Raw genomic sequence first — 22253 nt, 5'->3', positions numbered from 1 at the left:
GCTGTTGGCTTAATACCCAGTCAACTCCATATAGCCAGATCCGGAATGAGAACCTTTAATCATGATTGGCCCCTCCCAATAAGGAACCGACAGCGGCATTTTGGCATTTGGATTGAGTGCCGAGACGGTCAGTTCGATCTGTTGAGTTGGAATTGAAATTTGCCATTCTGTTGGATAATCGCGTCCGTCGATTTCTGTTTGCTTGACGGCGGTTAGGGTTATCTCTTGTTGTGAAATGGCAATGCCAGAACCGTCTTGCTGCATTAATCTTGCGTTAGCATAACTGGCTTCGCCTGATGTTGAGTTTCGAAGCTGAAATACCACTAAGCTGGTTTCATCACTCAGCCTTAGCGCAAACCAATCCCAGCCTTGTTGCGAGTCGAGTAAAAACTGCGAGCTCCACTCTCTGTCTATCCAACCTTTGCCAGAAACCTGATGCGTGATGCCATCAATGGTTACCTCGCCTGATACATCGATGAATGGCTGGCTGTAGTAATAGGAAGCCACTTTGCCATCGACACTTTTGGTGCTGTAGCCTTGTTCGCCTTGCTTTTGATAGGGCGCGTTGTTGGTTAACTTAAGCGAGTAGCCAAACTGATCGGAATTAGCGTTCAAGGTTGCGGGGAATAGATCATCGCTTGATGAGTTCCATTGCCAGTCATCAAGATAGACACTAAATGGTGAAGAATCGACGCCTGCCAGTTCTGCTTGGTCGCGAGACCACTTTTCATCGGCGTAGTGTTTGTCTTTGGTCGTGACAGCACTGTGTGCCATGTAGATTTGCTGACTTTGCCACGTAGTTTTCTTAGTGCTATTGCCACTTTCCTGTGGTGCAGCCGCGAAGCGGAACTGTGTCCACTGCACGCCTAAAGCATTGCTGTCTTCATCAATTAAGTTAGCGGTTAAATACCACCATTCATGACGAAAGCTTGGGTGTGCTTGGTGGTCGGCAGGGAAGGTGATGTCGACACCTTTTACTACTGGTGTGAATTGCTCAGTCTCTTTTTGTGTTTCATTATCGGCTTGTGTTCCAGTGCCGAGTATCGAACCCATATTTTGAGCTGATGGTTGCGTGGACTCCTCACACCCTAAAAGGAGCAAGATGCCAAGTGTGAGAACGAAAGCTCTTGTTGGTCGAGTCATCACAACACCTCACTCTGTAAACTGGATACCACGGGTTTACTGACCAAACGCCACAGCGGAATCAAGGTCGCTATCACAGCCACTAAAATGGTGATGGCTGCGATGCTGAGTGCATCACTCCAATTCCACACGTAATTTAAGCTCCAACCAAAGGCGCGCAGGGTAACGATGTCCGTCAACACATAACCGACCATAGCGCCGAGTGGTAAAGCGATAACCAGAGTGAAGGCGACCAACACAACGATTTGCCCGACTACCATTGCCATCAATTTTCGCTGACTAACACCGAGCGCATACAACCTTGCAATAGCGGCTTTACGTGCATCGAGCAACATGAAACAGGCGCAGAACAACCCTATTACCGCGACCAATAAAGTAACGCCATTAAGCGCTCGAGTGATGGCAAAAGTTTGTGAGAAGATATCTAACGCGATCGATTTGATCTGCGCTTGATCGTAAAGCTGACTTGGGTGCAGGTTCAGTTTCTGGCGCAGTTGTTCGTACACCACTTGTGGGTCGCCAGATACTTTAATTCCCAAGCTAGTGGGTAAGTCAGTAAATCCGCTCTTAAGCCATAAATTAGGTGCAAGCAACACTTCGCCATTCGGTGAGCCGTAATCATGGAAAATCGCCCCGACGATGAGTGTTTTGTCTTGGATCGCGTCGAGCTTGAGTTGGCTTCCAAGGGACAAGCCGAGCTTCACCGCCGTAGGTTCGCTGATTGCCACGAATTCACCTTGGTAAAAGCGCGTCCAGAAGTCATCAACGTGAGATTGGAACACCATGGTTTGCTCAAGTGTGTCTTTGTCTTTGGTGCCGAGCAAAGTCGGTAAACCCTGCAAGTTATCATCGACGTAGTATTGCTTATAGACGGTTTCAACATTATCAAACTGTTCTAACGCGCGCTCTACATTGGCAATTTCACCTTGGGCAGGGCTAACGTAAATATCGGCATGTAAGCGCTGTTCAAGCCATTGCTTTAACGTGGATTCAAAGCTGCCGACTAAGGTATTCATTCCGATATTGGCGGTGACGGCGAGAAGCAACGCCATCATGGCAAGGGAGAGAGGGGAGATAAGTTCACGCAGCTCAGCGAACAGATATTGTATTAACCCCGATTGGGTGCGTTTTTCGCTCCAGTTCGCTAGCACGCTGAGTGTTTTGGGCAAATACAAAGGAATCGACACCACTAACACTCCGAGCCATGCCATGGTGAAGCGATGATGTTCGCTCATCCATAACCCTGCTAACGCGAGAATAGTTAATACTGACCCGATAACAAACAGCTGATTTTTGTTAGACGTTTCCGGCGCTTGATAGAAACCGCCATGGGAAGAGAGGGGTTGTCGCACTCGCTGTTTAAAGTGCTGCCAACACGCGACAAGCGTTGCGGCCAGCGTGAGTAGCAGTGCCTGCACTAACCATTGCCACTGCCATGTGCCGGGAAGCAGTGTTGCACCATAAAGTTGCTCAAGCGTTATTGCGACGGTGGGATGTAGCCAATGGCTGAGTTGAATGCCGAGAATGAAACCAAGCGACGCGCCCAGTGTGACTAAAACAGTCAGCTCGACTAACAGAGCTGAAAACACGATGCTTCGCGAAATCCCAGCTTGTTGAATTTGCACCAATAGCCGATTACGTTTCAGCAAACTGTACTTCACACCGTTGTAAGCGATGAACAGGCCAACCAAAAACGCCAACAAACTCATGGCGGTGAGATTGAGGTGAAAGCTATCGGTAATTGAACCGAGATCCGTGCTTTGGTTGTTGGATATCCATTGCCCTTGCTCGCCAATAAGGCCTTGCCATTTATCCTGAGCATTGCTGTTAGTGTCGCTGTTAGTGTCAAAAATAGCGATATAGCTCAGTTGCCCTTGCTTGTTAAGCAGTTGCTGAGCGAATCCAATGTCCATCAACATTCGGCTTCCCAGTTGCCATTCATCTGGCAATACCACGACTTTGGTGAGCACTTCATCCAAAGTGAGTACGTCTACTTCTCCCAAGTTCTGGTGTTGTGATTGGCTCATCATCACAATGGGTTCACCCGCTAAGAGCTGCGGTAAAGGTAAGGCATTGTCGAACAGGGAAATGTTTGGTTCTTTGGTTTGAGTGTTGCTTTTTTCGTCGATGCGAGCGTGGCGAGATCTTGAAGTGAGGGCGGCGATCAACTCACTGCCTTGAACTGACCAACGTCGACCTTGTTCATCCCTTACTCGCCCTTCTATAACAGGTAGCACTGCGCTTAATCCACTTTGTCTTAAGCTGAAGTAGAGCGATTCCGGCAAATAGTTTTGCCCTGCTGGTGGAATGATAAGGTTCTTCGCTTGGGCGCTAAGTTGCTCGGTCGATTCTGCATAACTGCGCTTGGCATTGAGGTTAATGGCTTGCACAGCGACAAACAAGGTGACCGCTAACACAATGCCGATCAGAATCGCTGCGGCTTGCAATGGTGATTGACGATAGTGCGCCGCGAATAGATTCAAAGTCAGTTTGGTATGGGTGAGCTGGTTCTGAGCGAAGCCAGTTTGCTTCATTGAATGACTCACAACGTTGCTGCTCTTGGGGTTAGATCTACGTTCCTTAAACAACCATCGTCTAACACCAATTTTGTCTGCATAAAGCTGGCGCATTCTGGGCTGTGCGTAACCAAAAGCACGGCAGTGTTGCCTTGTGTAGTGATTTCACTCAGCAGCTTCATTACCTCAATGCCTGCTTTGTGGTCGAGGTTGCCTGTGGGTTCATCGGCAAGCAGTAGTTTGGGTTTATGGGCAAGCGCACGCGCTATTGCCACCCGTTGTTGCTGACCGCCAGAGAGTGCGGATACGTGTCTTTCGAGTAGCTCACTGATGCCCAATGCATCAACTAAATAATCGCACCAGTCGCTCCATTTCTGTTGATTTAAATGAAGAGGGAAGGCGATGTTTTGTTTTACGTTGAGTGGCGTTAACAAGTTGAACTGCTGAAAGATAACGCCTAGTTTTTGATGGCGGAATCGGCTCCACTGTGGATCTTTCCAATTTGATGTGTTCTCGCCATCAAGCCACAATTCTCCACCGGATAGAGGTTCAAACCCCGCAATAATGTTAAGCAGAGTACTCTTTCCACTGCCACTCGCCCCAGTCAAAGCCACGCTTGCTCCTGTCGCCAAAGCGAAGTCGACATTGTCCAACACGTGATGGGTATCGTTGCCATCAACAAAGCTTTTGCTGGCATGTGTAAGTGTGACAATTGGGCTTTCCATTTCCTTTCCTCATAACCAAAACTAACCATCAAAAGGTGTCGTTACTTGTGGCAATTATTGAAGCGACAAGCTCTATAAAACTGTAGACAACAATTTGAAAAAGAAAGCGATTTACATCGAATTATTAATAACTTGTACTGCAAAAAGAGGGAAATAGATCAGTGTGAGGAGGAATACAGTTGTTAGTGGGAGTTTTGAGTCACCTAGGAGGCTTTTGGGGCTGTTTATAGATAATAAATATCTATGTTAAAAATTTTCCCAATTCCAATTCATTGAAAAGAAAACGCCCCCGATTGGTTGAAGCCAATCAGGGTTAGTAAGGTCCAAGAAAATCTAGTTACTTGGACTTTATTGCGAGGATTAATTTCGCTAGGGCACCTAACAAAGCAGCGATAGCGAAAACCAATTCAGGGTTATTCATATTATTACCTATAAAGAAGCTCTCGCCTTATGTGAGAGCTTCTTCGTATTATCAACATGCATGTGAGGGAAGGCAAGATAAAAAAATGGGGTTGCTTGTGGATAACTACCTGATTTTTTTGAATTTACTGAAGGAGTAGGCGGTGTGGCCTTCAAGTTGCAAAGTACTTGCTTACAATAGTAATGAGTGTGCCAAAGAGCCTGCTTTTACTTCTATTTTTCAACGTCACTTAATATGGATCGTACTCAACTTTTCCGCAATCAACGACCTAACCACGCTCTAAGCGTCGTTAAGTCGTTAAGTCGTTATTGGTTGAGGTCAGGGGTTAATTGAGCGCTTCAATCAGAGTGATTTCGCGTTTGATCTGTTTGCTCTCTTGTCCATTAGCTTGCGCCAGTTTTTGTTCGCGTGTGGTTATGGCTGCTTGTTTGGCTTCGTCAGATGTGAACATCAGTTCTTTTACGTTGATAGAAGCGATGTTTGTGTAGCGGCCATCGTCACTGGTCGGGATTGATATGGTTTCATCATTAATCAAAGACTTTACGATCTCTCGCTGTTCATTGTAGCGGCTCTCTAAACCAGAAAGAGCCCATCGCTGCTGAGTTTTACCTTCATACTGACCGTTCTTTTCTTCTTTAAGATACTTGATTGTCATATTACGGATCGTGCCTGCTTCTTCTCCATACTCTGCTTCCGTATCAAAGAGTACAGGGAATGATTCACCTTCTAGCACGCCGCCTTTCTTGGTTAGATGACCCATTCGATAGCTATTCATACCAATACGGATTTCTGTTTGATCAGTAACCGGTGTGCCATCTGCAAACGCGAGGTTGGTGATGCGTGTACCTGCAGGCTGAGCGAGGTCGATGGTATAAGTCACGCCCGCGAAGAAGTCATTAGTTGAGTATTTTGAAGCTCTGCGTTCAGGGTTAAAGCTGTAGGTCACATCACCGGGTTGCACTGAGTTGAAGTAGCCCGCAGACCATTCCATGTAGGTTCTTAACTCTTTGCCTGTCATCTGGTAGACAGTGATTTCGCCACCTGCGTATTGGTAGTTGTACGCGATGTCTTTGGCTTTGATTGGGCCAACATCGAGCTCTGCATTGTCGTTGTCTATTTGAAGTGCAATGACATTGGCTTTGGGTGCATAGAAGAAGCTCGCTTCTTGGTATAGCGCACTGATGCCTGTGTCTTGAACGTGGACTTGAGGGATACCGCGGATTTCATTTTCAGGGACTAAATCAACGCCGGTAAGCTGAGCGACAGGTCTGTTCGCCATTTCTCGGAGTTGTTTGTGATAAGGCTGGTATAGCTCGTCCATATTCTGATCAGAATCTATACCTTTAATTTTATAGGTGAAGCTGTCTTTGTTAACGAGAGTGAATTTGCCATCGCGCTCTTCAAATTGAAGATCGATACGAGATAGGGCGCGGCCATATTTGTCGGGCTCAGTAATAATAACGCCATTCACAACGGCTTTATCGATGCGAGTGTGCATGTGGCCAGCGACGATGGCATCAAGCTCTGGGTTTGCGTTGGCAATGTCGGTGACACCGGTGTCGGCAATGTCATTCTCGTTCTCAATTCCCATATGGGCAACCAATACGATAGCATCCACTTTATCATCAATCTCTTTGACGATTTTCTTCACTTCCAAGGTTGGATTAGTGAAAGTGACGCCTTCTAAACGGTTTGTACCTTGCGCAAAGACCTCCGTCATTGGGGTATCCATTCCGATCACGCCGATCTTAATGCCACCGCGTTCTAGAATGGTGTAACCCGGTAAGAATGGATTTCCGTTTTTGTTCTTGATGTTGCCGCCGAGAGACTGCCCTTTAAATTGGGTAACGGCTCTGTTGAGTGTTTTAAGGCCAAAGTCGAATTCGTGGTTACCTAAAACCCATACATCGTATTTCATGTGATTAAAGCCAAGCATCATTGGATCAACAGGCTCGTCTTTGAAGGTTTCCACGAAGTTGCCTTGGATGGTGTCGCCAGCATCGACAAGGATAATGTTAGATTGCTCTTTGCGGATCTCACCAACCTTGGTCGCGATTTGGCTCAAGCTACCACGAGTGTTGAGTTTATCTGCCGCGTAATCCCACGCCATAAAATGACCGTGGATATCTGAAGTACCCAGTATCGTGACATCGTGTATGTCGCCATCATCTGCAAAGGTGGGAAAGGCTAGAGAGAGTAGGATGGCGCTTGATAGTATGTGTCTTTTCATAAGTATGTTCACATCGTGGTTTTAAGTATGACGCTACCATATAGAATCGAGATTACCTTATGGGTGATCAGTGTCATATTTATAGTGATATAACTTACTGATGTTTCAAATAAATGTGATTCATGACCATCTCGTAACCACTTAAATTATGGAGAAACGCATTACAACTCTTTACTGCGTTCTTAATACTCAATTCCTTGAATCAAACTTTCTTAGTGAATCAATTTCCGTAAGCGCTTCTGTCTTTGTTTAAGGTGATTGGGTTATCCCGCCATTCCCATTACTTCTTAGAGCGGTCTTAATATTTCTATTAATAACTATACCTTTAATTTATTGTTATGTTATAACATAACAATAAATGTTGTTTTTGGATGTTCGGTGGGAATTTGAATAAACCTGTATTGTCTGTGCGCGGGCTCTGCGCTGATGGCTTGGCTAACTGGAGGGCCGTCTCCGATGTGACATTTGATGTGAACGACGGTGAATGCGTTGCCATCATTGGGCCTAATGGAAGTGGAAAGTCCAGTTTGCTGAAAGGCATTACAGGCGAATACAAAACCGTCGCGGGTGAGTTGATGTTGTCTGGTATTCCGCTTGGAAGCCTTGAGCGGCAGCAGATAGCTAAGCAAGTCGCGGTGGTTACTCAACATGAGCATGTGGATCCTCGTTTGAGCGTTGCTGAGTATGTTGGCTTAGGCCGAACTCCTCATACATTTTGTTGTAGCGCAAAAGAGCATAAACGAGCGGTTCAGCAGGCGATGCAAGATGTTGGTCTTGTTCACAAAAGCCAGCGGTGCTTTGGTGAGCTATCCGGTGGTGAACAACAACGTGCAAGTATTGCTCGCGCCTTCGCACAAGAGCCGCGACTTTTACTCTTAGATGAGCCTACAAACCACCTTGATCCTCTCGCTCGTCTTGAACTTCTGAGCCTAATTAAACAACGTGGCATTGCGTCTGTCGTGGTGCTGCACGATTTACCTTTGGTAGCGCCATTCGCCGACAAAGTCCTGTTGATGTCAGGCCAAAAAATGGTGGCGTTCTCAGCCCCAGAGGCGGTGATGCAGGACCGATACATGATCCCTGTTTTTGGATTGCGCGTTCTCACGTTCAATCATCCTAATCTATGCAGCACCATCCATCATTTTGAAGCTGCATCAACTTACTCAACTCTCTCTAATCACTCTTTAATAGGAGCAGCCCAATGAAGTGGCCTGTAATTTCCAGTCTTTTGTTTCTTTTACCTTTCTCTTTTGCGCATGCGACAAGCACTCAATACCCAGTGACGGTTGATAACTGTGGGAGCCCACTGACCATTGAAAAGCGGCCCTCGCGTGTGGTTGTACACGACATCAATATGACCGAGATGGCGTTTGCTCTTGGTCTTAAAAAGGAGATGGTGGGCGTTACGGGCATTACTGGGTGGTACAAGATGTCGAGTTCGTTTGAAGAACGTTTAGGTGATATTCCTGAGCTCGCACCTAAGTATCCTTCATTAGAAACATTGATTGCTGCTGATGCTGACTTCTTTTTCGCTGGCTGGAATTATGGAATGAAAGTGGGCGGTGAAGTGACGCCTCAAACACTGAAGCCATACGGGATTGATACCTTGGTACTTTCTGAAAGCTGTATTCATACCCAGAGTCAAAAGGAAGGCGCGACAATGGATCTGCTTTATGGCGACATGCAAAAGCTAGGCGTTATTTTCGACAAGCAAGCAGAAGCCGAGGCTTTGGTAAGCAGCTGGAAAGAGAGAGTTGAAAAAGTAGCAGAAAAGCAGAAAGCATCAGGTAAGCCGAGTCCAAAAGTGTTCTTGTTTGATTCGGGTGAAGATAAGCCTTTCACCGCCGGTAAGTACGGAATGCCAAACGCAATGATTGAAGCTGCTGGTGGCCAAAATATCACTGGCAACATGGAAGCAAGCTGGGCAAGAACATCTTGGGAGAATGTCGCTCGTGAAAACCCAGATGTGATTATCCTTCTTGATTACCAATCGGCGAGTGGTGCCGATTCGTTGCAACGTTTCCTCGAAGCCCATCCGTTAATGAAATACACCAATGCAGTCACTTCTGGTCGTTATGTCAAACTGCGTTATGAGCAACTCACCCCTGGGCCTGCCAATATCGATGCCATTGAGAAACTTGCAGAGGCGTTCGTTTCTGAGTGATCGGGAAGGTTGTTATATGAAATCTTGTTATTGATAAGAGTAGTAGTCCGTTGATTTTATTTGATAAATATCGGACAGCATGGCTAACAGGTATCATTGCCATGCTGCTCGCCTTCATGATGAGTTTACAATTTGGCTCAGTCCCTTTGTCTTTTAAGGAAGTGATTGTAGGGCTGAGCTCTTTCACTGATCCAACGCCGGATATGACCAGTCGAATACTGATCGATCTAAGGTTACCTAGAGCATTGTTAGCGGTTATCGCGGGTGCAGGGCTGGCGATGGTTGGGGCGTTGCTTCAAACCTCGACACGAAATGATCTGGCGGATCCGTTTCTATTTGGCTTGTCATCTGGCGCGTCTGCTGGTGCGGTGTTGGTGATCACCAAAGTGGGAGATGCTCTGGGTGTTTGGTCACTGCCACTGGCTGCATTCTCGGGTGGTATTGTTTCGGCGACCGCCGTTCTGATTCTGTTTTCGATGCAGAAGAAAAAGGGCAATGACAACTTGATCTTGTGTGGTTTGGCGATCTCATTTCTATTCGGAGCCATCACGAGTTTTTTGATTTATTCAGGCGACCAGAGAGCGGCGAGTTCGATTTTGTTCTGGACGATGGGAGGCTTAGGGCTCGCACGTTGGGATAATTTGATTTTTGCCTTGGCGGGCGTGTTGTGTCTTATTGTGTTGATTTTCAAACGTTATCGCGAGCTCGATACTTTGTTGGTGAGTGAACAGACGACAAGCTCATTGGGGATCAATGTGCACCGCCTACAAAGCGAGATTTTTCTTTGTTGTGCGTTTTGCACTGCGTCGATTGTATCGATGACCGGAGTGGTCGGTTTTATTGGCTTGATGGTACCCCACTTAGTTCGACCATTTTCAGGTGTCACTCACAAGCGAGCTCTGCCTTTGGTTGCCTTATGGGGCGCGGTGCTTTTACTGTTTGGGGATGTGATTAGCCGAACCATATTAGCGCCACAAGAACTGCCAGTAGGTATTGTGACAGCAGCGCTTGGCGGGTTATTCGTTCTGTATCTTGTTTGGCGTAAATAGTGTGTGCTCAATTCCACCAAACTATACAGGCAGCAAGATGATCTTGCCGTTCAAGCGTGTGGTTTTCGATTCAATGAGATCAATCGCGGTTTGCACTTCATCGAATGGCAGATAGCGGTCAACGTCGAGTTGAATGTCGTTTGTGATGAAGTGATCTAGCATGGTCGTGAACTTATCACGGCGAACATCTTTACCTTCCGCTTCCTCCCAATAACGTAAGAAGAAGGTTTTGAAATCAATGTCTTGGCTTTTCGCGTACTCAAAGAAGCGTGGTTCGTAAAAATCCAGAGACAGCGTCCCATAGTTGATAAAGCGCCCATTGTTGCCAAGGGTGTGAATAAGATCGGTTCCGGGTGAGCCGCCAATCGCATCAAAGGCAACAGTTGGCATCGGCAAGCCTAACGCCTTAATTTGAGAAGCCAAATCAGCGTTCGTATCTAACACCCAACTGGAAGTGGTTGGGTATTGTGTCGGCTGCGATGTAACGACAATGGTTTTGAAGCCGAGTGATGCTGATAACTGCGAGAAGATCTTACCGATGGCAGAGCCGCCTGCGTTGATGATCAACACATCTTCTTGGGTCAGCTTAGCCACTTCTGTCGTCAACACCCATGCAGTTAGCGCATTAATGTACAACTGACAGGCGTAGCCATTGTCTAAATGCTGAGGAATTTGGAACAGGTCATCTGGTGATACATCGACATAGTTCTGCCATGTTCCACTGCTTGCCACAAGCACGCGCTGATTCACTGAAAACTCAGCACTGCTGGATTCTACAACCCTTCCTACCGCTTCAAATCCCGGCACTCTCGGCGGCTGGTGGCTGTGTTTGTACTGCCCAACACCATAAATCGACAACAGATCACTAGGGTTGATGTTAGTCGCCTCAACTCTTACTCGAACCTTATCCTTATCTAGCGTCCCTAAAGTGACATGTTCTAGCTTGAGAGACTCCTTCGGCTGACCGAAGCGGAACTGGCTAATTCGGGTATTTTGCTTAGTGTCAGTCATAGTTCGGGCACCTTTGTGGTTTATGAGCACTGCATAGACTTTAAGTGTAGCGTGTTCATAAACAGTCTAGGATCGGTAATCTTGTTCAACATTGATGGAGTTGGTAAGCAATCGTCATCGACGTAGTCGACATAATCGGCCGCAGAATCAAAGATCAAGATATCCAAGGCCAAACGATCCAATCCGTATCTACCTCGATGGATCATATCCGCTGAAAAAACCAATAAGTCACCGGCGGCTAATGGTATCTGCTTACCACCAGAGATGTCATCGCTGCTCACTTTGCCGTTTTCTTCTTGGCGAACATTGTATTCTTCTTCGTTGTCCCAGCGTTTGTGCGTACCGGGGATAAGCTCCATACCTGGCTCATCAAAAAGGGGCACTCGCAGATGCAGTACTTGGGTTTCCATGATGACTTTCATCTGGTCATCAATGTCGTAGTCGTATTGACAGTCACGATGCCAGAAGTCTTTTTGCTGCGAGTTTACTGGGTTGAAGAACAGCTGTGTATTCATGAATGCCGGTTTGTTCGGAATCACCGCATCAACCACGTCCATCACTTGTTTCGAGCTGATGAAGTCGAAAAGCACGCTTCTATCGTCGGCAGGCAAATGCTCGCTTCCCGTAATTAAAGACGAGTTAAATGCTTCTTCTTTATAGAATTCTTCGTTGTCTGCTTTCCATGATTCATGGAATTTCAGCACGACTTTTCTAAGCGATGTAATTTGAGCTTCATCGAAATAATTTCTGATAACAAAGTAACCATGTTCGTCGTAACGGTCACTTAATTGTTGGCTGTTTTCTACCACTGATTACCTTCGTTCATTCTTTGCTGTGTAATAACTAGGGGCTGTTGACCTTTCGTGGTTAAGTTTTGTTCGGATGGGGACGCCTAGTCAAAATCGTTTTAGGCGCGGCGAAGAGTATGTAGCCTAGTCATTCTAAGCAAATATTCTTCAACAAAGCATAAAACGATTTTAGCCGAACCCTTCGGGCAGCTCTTGTGGTTCATTTCTACTGCGTTATCGGCTTTTCATGTAGGCCAGCTACACGTCAAAGCCTCTTCCTTGTATAAATTTTCCACAAGATGCTGCAAAACCCAGCTCGAAAGGTCAACAGCCCCTAGAGATTTCTTGGGCGCATAATGCCAGACAGTCGTCATTCAACCAAGTAACGTGTGCAGAAGCTTGTAGATTCCGTGATGCTATGAAGCCATATGGGGGACGACTTTTACATGTCTATCCATGTCATGGACTCATGCGATACAGATCTCCCCATATGTGACACATCCCCTATTTTACAAAGTGTAATGATTCATATAGTGAATAAATTTATTGTTTAGATAATTATTGACCATATTGTGATTTAATTGGCTTAGGGAAGAGAGTAAATCATGGATGGTTTTTCGCTGGATATGAGAACACTTAATTTTATTATTATTTTGTTCTCTTTCATTTACTGCATTGGCTTGTTGCTGTTCCAATTTACCCAACAGTCCATTAAAGGGCTTTCAATTTTTTCCATTTCAATATTTGTTATCGGAAGTGGGCCGTTGATGTTGAGCCTAAGAGGGGAACTCCCTGATTGGATCACTGTTATTGGCGCTAACATGGTCATTGCGCTTGGCTTTCATCTCGCTTTGTATAGCTTATGCTTATTCCGAGAATACTCACTAAAATGCACCTACCTCAGCACTCTGATGATGTTGGCTCTTTTGCCATGTTTTATTTATTTCACGTACTACGAACCTTCCATCAAGGCTCGAATTATCCTCATTAGTTTCTATTTGGCCTTTGTGACTATTTGCACTGCCTTTGCGGTATTGAAGGGTCAACATGATGACTTGACCTTAGCAACTCGGATGATGGCCTTGTCATTTTTGATATATGGCGGGTTTATGGCTTTCCGAGTAATGGTGACGCTATTTTCAGCTGAGCTACAGGATTTCATGGCGGCTGCACTCATTCATCAGCTTGCCTTTTTGGTGAGTATTGTTCTTATCGTATCGATGAGCTTTACAATGCTTTGGTTGATCAATGCAAGGTTGCTTAGGTCTATTCATGACCTGTCTTACAGTGACCCTTTAACGGCACTTGGAAATCGCAGAGCATTAGATGAAATGGTTCCAGTCATCATGAAGCAGGCGGGGACTGCACCTGTCAGTGCCATTATGATGGATATTGATAATTTTAAGTCGATCAATGACCAACACGGACACATTGTGGGTGATCTCGTGATCAAGTCTTTTGCTGAAATGGTTCAAAGTGCGATAAAAACATCGCCAACAGCCAGCGCGTTCCGTTTTGGCGGAGACGAGATAATGATTTTATTGCCCAATGTTAATTTCCTACAAGCACAGGCTATTGCTTGTAAGCTGCGATTGTCTATTTCAGAGATCTCAGCAGTGCAAGGAAATGAGATGTTTCTGACGTCGAGTTTTGGTGTTGCTCAGCTTCACCCGCATGAGAGTTGGAATGGGTTTATTAGCCGAGCCGACAAAGCGTTGTATCAAGCGAAAACAAACGGTCGCAATATGACTTCAATTTGTCCTAGTCATATTAACGAGCTCGTCACTGCCTGATGATGACAGGTCTTTATACGTTAGTTTGCCCCGCTACTATTTTGATACAGCCATTATATTGTTGGCTGTGACGCTGAGTCTGTTTTTGGGCTTTGTGTTAACTTTTGAGGGAGAGTGGCTTCAGTTTCTTCTGCAGACGTAAAATGCTTATCTGTTAGCGTCACGGTCATTGCTTCATGTTTCACCGTTATGGTTGCCGTTTCTGACTGGGCTTGGTTTGTAGTTACGGGTTCAGCGAATGCCATCATTGAGGTTGTAAAAATGATTGTTGCTAGTGCGATTTGAGCGAGTGTTTTCATTGGGCTGTATCCTATTGGGTAAGAGGGAATTACTAATAGCTGATACGTGCACTATAAAAATTATCTGGAGGTCGTTCTTATCATTTTATGCCACCGTAAAAATTATACGGTGGATGAATATGTCACTTGGGCATGATTTGCCCGTTCTTATTTGCCAACACCCAGCATGACGACGTTCAACTTACTGCCACATCACCAAGACCGCTGCGATAGAAAGCAAGATGAGCGCAAGAATGTCTTTGCGCGCGATGCTTTGCCCCAACCAGAAATAGGATATCAACACCATGAAGATCACTTCGACTTGCCCAAGCGTCTTTACGTACGGAACGGCTTGAAGTGACATTGCGCTAAACCAGCCTAGAGAACCGATAACACTCGCTAGGCTTGTCATCACGACCAGTTTAGATTTCTTGAATATCTGGCGCAGCGTGTCGCGTTCTCTGAAAAAGAGATACGTACAGATAATCACTGTCTGAAGGGAAATGACGAGGAACAGCACCCATGCAGCGCTATGAGGGAAGGGTAACCCGATACTCAAGCTTGCTTCACGTACCCAAAGAGACGTTAAAGCAAAAGCGGTACTACACGCCATACCTAACAAAAACACTTTCGGAGACAAGCTTCGCCAACCAGAAGAACTACTCATGATTAGTACGCCTAACGTGCCAATAAGCACGCCGACCCAACCTGTTAGTGTCAAAGCAGTACCAAAAAACAGTACGGATAACACAGCAGATACGGGGGCTTCACATTTGGCTAAGCCTGCTCCTATCGCATAGTTTTCGAGCTTAAATAACATCACCATTAAACCCGTCGCGAGGATCTGCATAATGGCTGCTGCAATAATGTAGAAAACAAACTCACCCGAAAAATCAGGTGTGGATACTGGCTTCCATTGATAGAGGGCGCACAGATAAATTAAGGCGATTGGGCCTGCCCAGATAAAACGCGCCAGCGTCACACCAGCAACACTCATGGTGCCACTTAATTTACTTTGAAAGGCATTGCGCCAAGATTGGCTGAAGGCTGCGAGAAGAGTAAAGGCTATCCAACTAAATGACATGACGCTTCCGTGTGTTATATAAAATTATGATTATATTAACAAATTTAACCAATAGAAGAAGGGGCTTGTTTGTTTATTGAGCGTCTATTTTCAGGCGATAGTCTATTTGGGTAAATCAGAACTTTGTGCGAGCTAACCTTTGAAGGGGCAGCTCATTGAACTTCAACACAATATAGCTAGCCGCCTCAAAAAATGGGCTCTTTTCGGTTCTTGAAATAGAACAGTGCGCTTATCGAAATGAACAGTAAGGTGAAGTAATAGAAAAACGAAGACAGTGAGGCCAAGAAGGCAAGATTCTGCTCTATTTCTTGTTCGGTGTAGCCCTGAGACACCAGCTTATAGTAGTAAGCGTACAAGATACCGATCAGGCCGTATCCGAGGTTAAACATCAGCCCTTTAAAGCTGAGAACCGTGGCTCTGTTGTGTGATTCGGTTTTTTTATTCAGGTGGTAGCTGATGAAAATGTTCATCGTCATGATGATAAAGATTAATACCAGTGCCGGAATGACTCCGTAAATCGACCAACCTAAACTGATCCAGTAATAAGTCGCCATGCTTGCCAATCCCATAACTACAATGAAGGTTTTAGCCTCCATACTCTCTGCTAATCTTCGGCTTTGTCCTGCCAATATAATCTTAAGCAAGCTGATACCCGCACCAATAAAACCAAAGTAGATAATTGGAATATCAATGGCCAGATAGTATTGGCTGTTCATGGTTAGGAACATGCGTGAGGTGTGTTCGAATAGGCTGTAGTAGAGCAAGATGAACAGCACGTAAGGCGTAGCAAATACCCACTTACCCGCATCGATCGTTAACTTAAGACTTGAGATGGTGGCTGCCAATTTGGTTTGGTCACTTGGCATCACCTTTTTCTCTTCGCGCATATTAATCGCGGCATAGATAGCGATCATCGCAACAAATAGGGTGGCGAACACAGGAATACGCATCAGATCTTTAGTGCTTTCTGGCTCGGCTAATCCTAGGAAATCAAAGATGTTCGCCATGAAGTTCACATCGTACATCGCCGCACCAATCAATGTGACAAAGATACCGACCGTTGAGGCGACACGAAGCTGGATTTGCAGCACTCGAGGCCACAACTCTTCATTGCCTTGTTCTTTTAAGGTGTCGTAAGCCAATGCCTCGTCGGCGCCGCTGGCCAGTGCCATCGCTAAGCCACTGAGAATCCGGTTAATCAGAAAGACAATGAACACCAAGTCGGGGTTTCCGGTTGGTACTAGCGCGATCATTGCGATCTCAACAAACATCACGATCGAAGACAGCACCACCAGTTTCTTGCGGCCTAAGGTATCAGCGAACGCGCCCGACGGCACCTCAGCAAGCACAATGGTAGCTGCCCAAACTACATTAAGCATCGCGAATTGAGAAAGAGTTAGCCCGTAATCTAAATAGAGTAGGGTGAATATAGGGTAGTAAAAACGCGCAAAGTAGCTGCTTCGAAACATTAAGAAGTAGCGGACATTGGGAATGTTAAGGATCTCTTTGAGCGTCATGATAATTTCAGTATTTTAGATAACACATCATTATGTATAACCCTTTTACTCTTTTAAATCATGGAATTGTTGCCAAATCCCTAAAATATCTGATTTAGGTGATCTTCGAGTTCATGGTTCATAGTGGGTTATAGGTTTCTCTTCTTCAAATCACTTCCCCCCATTCATTTAGTTTGTGCTGCTCGTTTCAACTTGCTTGACTGATTTTGGTGCAAGATCGAACTTCTACAACGTCGCTCTCGCATTTACATCTTATTGTATGATTTAATTGTTGATAGTAATGATACGCAATGAATCCAATGTAATTGAGGAAGCGAGCATGATCTTAGAGTCATTCAGTCTGGAAGGTAAAGTAGCGATAGTGACTGGCTGCAACACGGGGCTTGGGCAAGGTATTGCATTAGGCCTAGCGGAAGCTGGTTGTAAGGTTGTCGGTGTTAACCGAACAGAACCTGAAGAGACTATTGAGAAAATGAGTGCGGCAGGTCATTCGTTCTTAAACGTGAGTGCTGATCTTCTCGATCAAGCGTGCATTCCAGAGGTTATAGAGCGCACTTTGGCTGAGTTTGGCCAAGTCGACATCTTGGTCAACAATGCAGGAATTATTCGTCGCCAAGATGCTATTGAGTTCTCAGAGCAAGATTGGGATGACGTAATGAACGTGAACACCAAGACTGTGTTCTTTATGTCTCAAGCTGTTGCGAAGCAGTTTAAGGCTCAAGGCACTGGCGGAAAAATCATTAACATCGCATCAATGCTCTCATTCCAAGGTGGTATTCGCGTGCCTTCTTATACTGCCTCAAAGAGTGCAGTGATGGGAGTGACACGTGCGATGGCGAACGAATGGGCGCGCGATAATATCAACGTGAATGCGATAGCCCCCGGTTATATGGAAACGAACAATACTCAAGCTCTGCGTGAAGATGCTGTGCGTAATCAAGCGATTCTTGAGCGTATTCCGGCTGAACGTTGGGGTAAACCGCAAGATATCGCAGGTCCTTGTGTGTTCTTAGCCTCATCAGCATCGGATTACATTAACGGCTATACCATTGCTGTTGACGGTGGTTGGTTAGCTCGTTAACTGACCTTGTAACAAACACGGTTAAGAATTTTAAATTTGCAGCAATCTTGCAGGAGAACATAAATGAAAATCGCACTAATGATGGAAAACAGTCAGGCAGGTAAAAATGCCATGGTTGCAGCTGAGCTAGAGTCAGTGGCGGGTGGCATTGGTCATGATGTTTTTAATCTAGGTATGACCGACGAGAATGATCACCACTTAACGTATATCCACTTAGGTATCATGGCTAGTATTCTCATCAACTCAAAGGCTGTGGACTTTGTTGTGACGGGATGTGGAACAGGGCAAGGTGCTTTGATGTCACTGAACCTGCATCCGGGTGTGGTTTGTGGCTACTGCCTAGAGCCATCAGATGCGTTCTTGTTTAACCAAATCAACAACGGTAATGCTCTCGCTCTCGCTTTTGCTAAAGGCTTTGGCTGGGCTGGTGAACTCAACATTCGTTATATCTTTGAAAAAGCGTTCACAGGCGAGCGTGGTAATGGGTATCCACTAGAGCGAGCTGAACCACAACAGCGTAACGCAGCACTGTTAAATGAGGTGAAAGCCGCAGTGGTCAAAGATAACTTTATTGATTCGCTAAGAGCAATCGACCAAGAGCTCGTGAAAACAGCGGTTGGCAGTGAGCGTTTCCAACAATGCTTGTTTGATCATTGCCAAGACCCAGACATTGCGGATTACGTTCGTTCACTTTTAGATTAATTCGATTAAGAGCTTATTTGGCTGCTAGATGAAGATAGAAAAGAGAAAGAGGAGCCCTGAGGCTCCTCTTTTGTTTTGCTCTATGAGCCTGTTAGTTTTTAGACGCATAGATAAATGATCTGTGATTCGCTCTAGATGATCAGTCCACACGCTTAAAGTTAGGCAACAAGGTTTCAGGCTGCTGCTCTACAAACGCTTTACTTGGTGAGTAAGCGCGGAAGTAAACAAACCAGTTTTCATCTTCTCGGGTTTGCACCCAATTCGCTTCATTAACGCCCGCTGGCTTAGTTGGCGAGAAGTGGAACGTGTAATTACCTTGCGCATCTTTAACTGTTCCTTCGATGTTTGAACCCACGTCGGCACGTTCAATATCGTTGTCGATGATGGCGCGGTTCTCTACGTTGTAGACAGTAATTGTCCAGAACAAATCGGCGAAATTTACATCTCCATCTAGTGTCAAAGTATAGTGGTTACTGCCATTTAGCCCTTTGCCATTGTCGTCACGGTAGTTGTCTAGGTAGATCTGTCCCCAACCGCCGTTCTCAAACCCATGCATTGCAATGTCGTTAGTGACGGCTTCATAAAACCAAGCTGCACGTCCATCGAGGTCCATACCATAGTGACGGTCTTGGTTTGGTGTTGAAGCCGTTGCGATTTCCCACGAATTCCCTTCTTTACCGTAAGCCGCATGTGGTAGACGTTCGGTTTTGTTGAAATCGATGTTTTTGACCATAGCTTCACCCATGATTACCGCTTGTTCTAAGATGTCACGCTGCTGATCTGATGGAGTAAATGCTTTGCCTTTTTCAATACCTAGTGGGCGTAACATGTCGTGCATTATGCGGTCGCGCTCTGCTACAGGTTCGGCTTGGATCGCTTCATTCAACGTCTCCCAAAATGCCATACCACGTGGGTGCTTAGCATCGTCACCACGTTCAGGGAAGTTCACGCCTTTGCTACTGAGCGGCTTGCCGTTAAGGTCAGTAATTTTTAATGCTTCTAAGTCTTTCATACGTTGTTGATCTGACTTAGCCATTAAGCGAACACCCAAGAAAACATTATTGGTATCAGACTCAAATACTTTTGCGCCTTTTGGCAAGTTGCTAGGCGTTTCAGAACCTTTCGCTTTTACCACGTAGACACCCGGTTCGGTCATCTGTGAAATACCGATTTGCCACATGGTGTGTACCGCGCCACGCAGTTCATTTGTGGGAATTTCTATAACAACGGGCTCTTTCTCTACGTTAAACCAAGTAATCGCATAAGGCGTAGAGGTGTTGTAAGTTAAGCCTCCTAGCTTAGATTCATGAGACTCAACATAAGTAATTTGACCATCCTCTGCACCCATGTCGGCATAGGCTTGTTTCCATGCGTAGTTTGACACCAAAGGTACGGACCAAATGTAAGCTTGTGACGCGCGTTGATAGTCCATCAGTTCAAACAGTTTTGCTGAGCTTTCTTGTGTTGGAATGCCATGAAGAAAGTCGGTTTCGAAAGTAAAGTCACCTGCACGCGTTTGGATCGTTTCTGTCGCATCACCGTTGCCTGCTATCGCTGTGGCTGAAAACAAGGCTGTTACAGAAACTAGCATGGCAGCTGAGCGTAATGGGCAAGTGAAACTACCAACAAAGGCTTTAGATATCATATTCATAATATGTCCTCAAAAAATCAAAATTATTCGTCAAAACGGGAGTGGCTCGTCGAACAGAAATCATTGGTTCAAACTGAAAGAGCTCATCCAAGCAGAAAGTGACTGCTTAAAACTGATAGTTAAATTCGATGCGGTGATCACCGTCTTCGATACTGGTGTTTTCTGTCCAATTTGCAAAATAACGAACGTTCGCCCTTGGGTTAATCTGGTAGCTCGCAGCAAACTCATGTGCGAGTACAGAATCACTGCCCTCGAATCCATAATCTTTGAACGTTGATGAACCAGACATCGTGCCTAAATACATAGGGTTATAGTTCAACCAAATCTTGTCGGTAAGTTGCATTTTTGCGTACATACCCGCCACGTAGAAAGTACCGTGCATGTTGTAGCGATCACGAAGTTGATCCGCGTCGAGGTTGCCTCCAGAGCCTTCAACCAACTCCTCACCTGCAGCAACACCAACACCCGCAAGCGGATAGAAATTAAACATGCCCATTTGTGGAAGAGCTTGTATAAAGCTGTATGACGCACTACCTTGATTACTATCGAAATCCCAAGACATATCGACTTGTGTGCCTCGACCATTGGTTAAGTCTACGCCGAAGTTTCTGAAACGAATCGAATCGATACTGTCATCTGCGCCTCGGTTATTCCAACCAATGGCTTCACCAGCGATGCCTTTGACTTCGAAGACATTCATACCCATGGTCGTATCGCTACCAGTGTCATAGGTTTGCCCGATTTTCAGGTTTAAGCCTTTGTCTGTGTAACCGAAGCCACCTTGTGTATAGACGGCTAACGGATCTGACATATCTTGAATTTCGGCTTCTTCCGCGAAAGCGACACTTGCCAGAAACAAAGGAGTTAGAGAAAGGATTGAACGTTGTAATAACATAGATGCCTCATAAATTTATCTCACTACTTCCGTGTACTGCGTGAAGGTGAGGTAACTATACAAAGTGGACATCGTTAAGTTAATTCATATAAACTTAACCATTCGTTAAGTATTGATTTATGGTTTGGGTATGAAACTGAATAATGTCGATTTGAACTTATTGAAAGTGTTTGTGGTGGTATATCAGGAAAAAAGCTTGCGCAAAGCAGCTGAAAAGCTGTTTGTCTCGACACCAGCGGTAAGCCAAAGCGTCAAAAAGCTTAAGGAATCGTTAGGTGAAGAGCTATTTGTTTTGTCCAATAAGCAGTTTCTCCCGACGCCTTATTCTGATGAACTGTATCGACGTGTTTTTCCATTATTGGACGGGTTGGTCACGGCGATAGAAGAGGGTAAACAGTTTACTCCTGCCGAACTAAGCGAAGACTTTAAGATAGAGGCGAACCCGCATCTTTTGCCTTGGTTAACACCCTCTCTGTTTCATCAACTCTCAGATGAAAGTCCACTTTCGAGGTTGATTAGTCATACTAGCTCCCAAGATTCACTGGAAAGACTTAAGAGTGACGAGATTGATTTTGTTATTCACTTTGAAGCTGAAAACCTGCCCGCCGAGATCATTGCCGTGCCTCTCGTGACCCTAAAATTTGTATTGGCAGTAAGAGTCGACCATCCTTTTAAAGAGGATGTAGCACAGATCGATGATTTGTTGTCCTTTCCATTTGCGCATGTAGACCTTGCTTACTTCGATCAAAACAAACACTCGCGATTGGAAGAAGAAGTTTTAAGCCAAGGTAAATCGATTAATATGGCGCTTCGAACGACGTCAGTTGTGGGGTTAATAGAAACGATTAAGCATTCCAATATGATCGCGCCCTGCATGCCTCCGGTGATCGAACAGCACAAGGGAGTATTGCGCTCGATTGTGATTGAAGGATTAGAAGAAGATGCAGAGAAAATGGAGGTATTTGCCTATCTTCATAAGAAAAACCAACACTCTGCTAAATACAAATGGTTACTGGATTTGATCGAAACGGCGATGGTTGAAGCCAACCATCAGTAAGCTTTAACTGTGATTTTTTAATAGATTCAATGAGTTGACCAAAAAAATGCCCTCAATACATCTCTTGAGGGCATTTTTTATTAACTATTAACTATTAACTATTAACTATTAACTATTTAACCATTGATTCGCTTAACCGTTCGCAGTT

The 22253-nt window shown here is 45.3% G+C and carries 18 protein-coding genes; 7 read left to right on the top strand and 11 right to left on the bottom strand.

The window, feature by feature from the left end; all coding sequences use genetic code 11:
- Nucleotides 1–9: 9 nt before the first annotated feature.
- From OCU90_RS22465 to OCU90_RS22450, 4 genes are all read right to left on the bottom strand, one after another.
- Nucleotides 10–1143 carry a lipocalin-like domain-containing protein gene (locus tag OCU90_RS22465; protein WP_061022152.1) on the bottom strand — a complete coding sequence of 378 codons (1134 nt, stop codon included), beginning with the start codon at nt 1141–1143 and terminating at the stop codon, nt 10–12.
- A complete protein-coding gene (locus OCU90_RS22460; protein ID WP_061022150.1) occupies nt 1143–3677 on the bottom strand; it encodes an ABC transporter permease in 2535 nt (844 codons plus the stop codon). The genes OCU90_RS22465 and OCU90_RS22460 overlap by 1 nt, the downstream gene beginning before the upstream one ends.
- A gap of 8 nt (nt 3678–3685) precedes the next feature.
- Nucleotides 3686–4384, bottom strand: coding sequence for an ABC transporter ATP-binding protein (locus tag OCU90_RS22455; protein ID WP_061022148.1), 699 nt, complete (start codon nt 4382–4384; stop codon nt 3686–3688).
- 746 nt (nt 4385–5130) lie between these two features.
- Entirely contained in the window at nt 5131–7035 is a 1905-nt protein-coding gene (locus tag OCU90_RS22450) for a bifunctional metallophosphatase/5'-nucleotidase (RefSeq protein WP_061022146.1), read from the bottom strand.
- Nucleotides 7036–7406: 371 nt separating this feature from the next.
- Between OCU90_RS22450 and OCU90_RS22445 the strand changes: the two genes are divergently transcribed.
- From OCU90_RS22445 to OCU90_RS22435, 3 genes are all read left to right on the top strand, one after another.
- The gene (locus OCU90_RS22445; RefSeq protein ID WP_081089957.1) at nt 7407–8240 is read left to right on the top strand and encodes an ABC transporter ATP-binding protein; all 834 of its coding nucleotides are present in this window, start codon (nt 7407–7409) and stop codon (nt 8238–8240) included.
- Complete coding sequence (locus tag OCU90_RS22440; protein WP_061022144.1) at nt 8237–9199, top strand: ABC transporter substrate-binding protein; 963 nt, start codon at nt 8237–8239, stop codon at nt 9197–9199. The genes OCU90_RS22445 and OCU90_RS22440 overlap by 4 nt, the downstream gene beginning before the upstream one ends.
- A gap of 101 nt (nt 9200–9300) precedes the next feature.
- On the top strand, nt 9301–10248 hold the full coding sequence (locus tag OCU90_RS22435; protein WP_004731972.1) for a FecCD family ABC transporter permease: 948 nt from the start codon (nt 9301–9303) through the stop codon (nt 10246–10248).
- Nucleotides 10249–10269: 21 nt separating this feature from the next.
- On the opposite strand, the gene OCU90_RS22430 is transcribed toward OCU90_RS22435, so the two are convergent.
- Both OCU90_RS22430 and OCU90_RS22425 read right to left on the bottom strand, forming a co-directional pair.
- Nucleotides 10270–11259: a zinc-dependent alcohol dehydrogenase family protein gene (locus OCU90_RS22430; protein WP_061022142.1), complete on the bottom strand. Its 990-nt coding sequence runs from the start codon at nt 11257–11259 to the stop codon at nt 10270–10272.
- 20 nt (nt 11260–11279) lie between these two features.
- Entirely contained in the window at nt 11280–12068 is a 789-nt protein-coding gene (locus tag OCU90_RS22425; RefSeq protein WP_061022139.1) for a phytanoyl-CoA dioxygenase family protein, read from the bottom strand.
- Nucleotides 12069–12652: 584 nt separating this feature from the next.
- Here OCU90_RS22425 and OCU90_RS22420 point away from each other — a divergent pair.
- Entirely contained in the window at nt 12653–13840 is a 1188-nt protein-coding gene (locus OCU90_RS22420) for a GGDEF domain-containing protein (RefSeq protein WP_061022137.1), read from the top strand.
- A 53-nt stretch (nt 13841–13893) separates the two neighbouring features.
- Here the strand turns inward: OCU90_RS22420 and OCU90_RS22415 are convergent, their stop codons facing one another.
- The 3 genes from OCU90_RS22415 to OCU90_RS22405 all read right to left on the bottom strand — a co-directional run bounded on the left by OCU90_RS22415 (nt 13894) and on the right by OCU90_RS22405 (nt 16719).
- A complete protein-coding gene (locus tag OCU90_RS22415; protein ID WP_061022136.1) occupies nt 13894–14139 on the bottom strand; it encodes a hypothetical protein in 246 nt (81 codons plus the stop codon).
- Between the two features lie 181 nt (nt 14140–14320).
- A complete protein-coding gene (locus OCU90_RS22410) occupies nt 14321–15202 on the bottom strand; it encodes a DMT family transporter (RefSeq protein WP_061022134.1) in 882 nt (293 codons plus the stop codon).
- Nucleotides 15203–15387: 185 nt separating this feature from the next.
- Nucleotides 15388–16719, bottom strand: coding sequence for an MFS transporter (locus OCU90_RS22405; protein WP_061022132.1), 1332 nt, complete (start codon nt 16717–16719; stop codon nt 15388–15390).
- Nucleotides 16720–17038: 319 nt separating this feature from the next.
- On the opposite strand from OCU90_RS22405, the gene kduD reads away from it, so the two are divergent.
- Both kduD and OCU90_RS22395 read left to right on the top strand, forming a co-directional pair.
- Entirely contained in the window at nt 17039–17800 is a 762-nt protein-coding gene (kduD, locus tag OCU90_RS22400) for a 2-dehydro-3-deoxy-D-gluconate 5-dehydrogenase KduD (protein ID WP_017077347.1), read from the top strand.
- A gap of 63 nt (nt 17801–17863) precedes the next feature.
- Nucleotides 17864–18502 carry an RpiB/LacA/LacB family sugar-phosphate isomerase gene (locus tag OCU90_RS22395; RefSeq protein WP_061022130.1) on the top strand — a complete coding sequence of 213 codons (639 nt, stop codon included), beginning with the start codon at nt 17864–17866 and terminating at the stop codon, nt 18500–18502.
- A gap of 139 nt (nt 18503–18641) precedes the next feature.
- Here OCU90_RS22395 and OCU90_RS22390 read toward each other — a convergent pair whose 3' ends face one another.
- The gene (locus tag OCU90_RS22390; RefSeq protein ID WP_061022128.1) at nt 18642–20153 is read right to left on the bottom strand and encodes a DUF1214 domain-containing protein; all 1512 of its coding nucleotides are present in this window, start codon (nt 20151–20153) and stop codon (nt 18642–18644) included.
- Between the two features lie 106 nt (nt 20154–20259).
- Nucleotides 20260–21048 carry a hypothetical protein gene (locus OCU90_RS22385; RefSeq protein ID WP_004731951.1) on the bottom strand — a complete coding sequence of 263 codons (789 nt, stop codon included), beginning with the start codon at nt 21046–21048 and terminating at the stop codon, nt 20260–20262.
- A gap of 130 nt (nt 21049–21178) precedes the next feature.
- On the opposite strand from OCU90_RS22385, the gene OCU90_RS22380 reads away from it, so the two are divergent.
- Entirely contained in the window at nt 21179–22105 is a 927-nt protein-coding gene (locus OCU90_RS22380) for a LysR family transcriptional regulator (RefSeq protein WP_004731949.1), read from the top strand.
- The last annotated feature ends 148 nt before the right edge of the window (nt 22106–22253 follow it).

This window comes from Vibrio splendidus (assembly GCF_024347615.1).
GTDB classification, from domain to species: domain Bacteria; phylum Pseudomonadota; class Gammaproteobacteria; order Enterobacterales; family Vibrionaceae; genus Vibrio; species Vibrio splendidus.
This window is presented reverse-complemented; position numbering and strand designations above follow the sequence as displayed.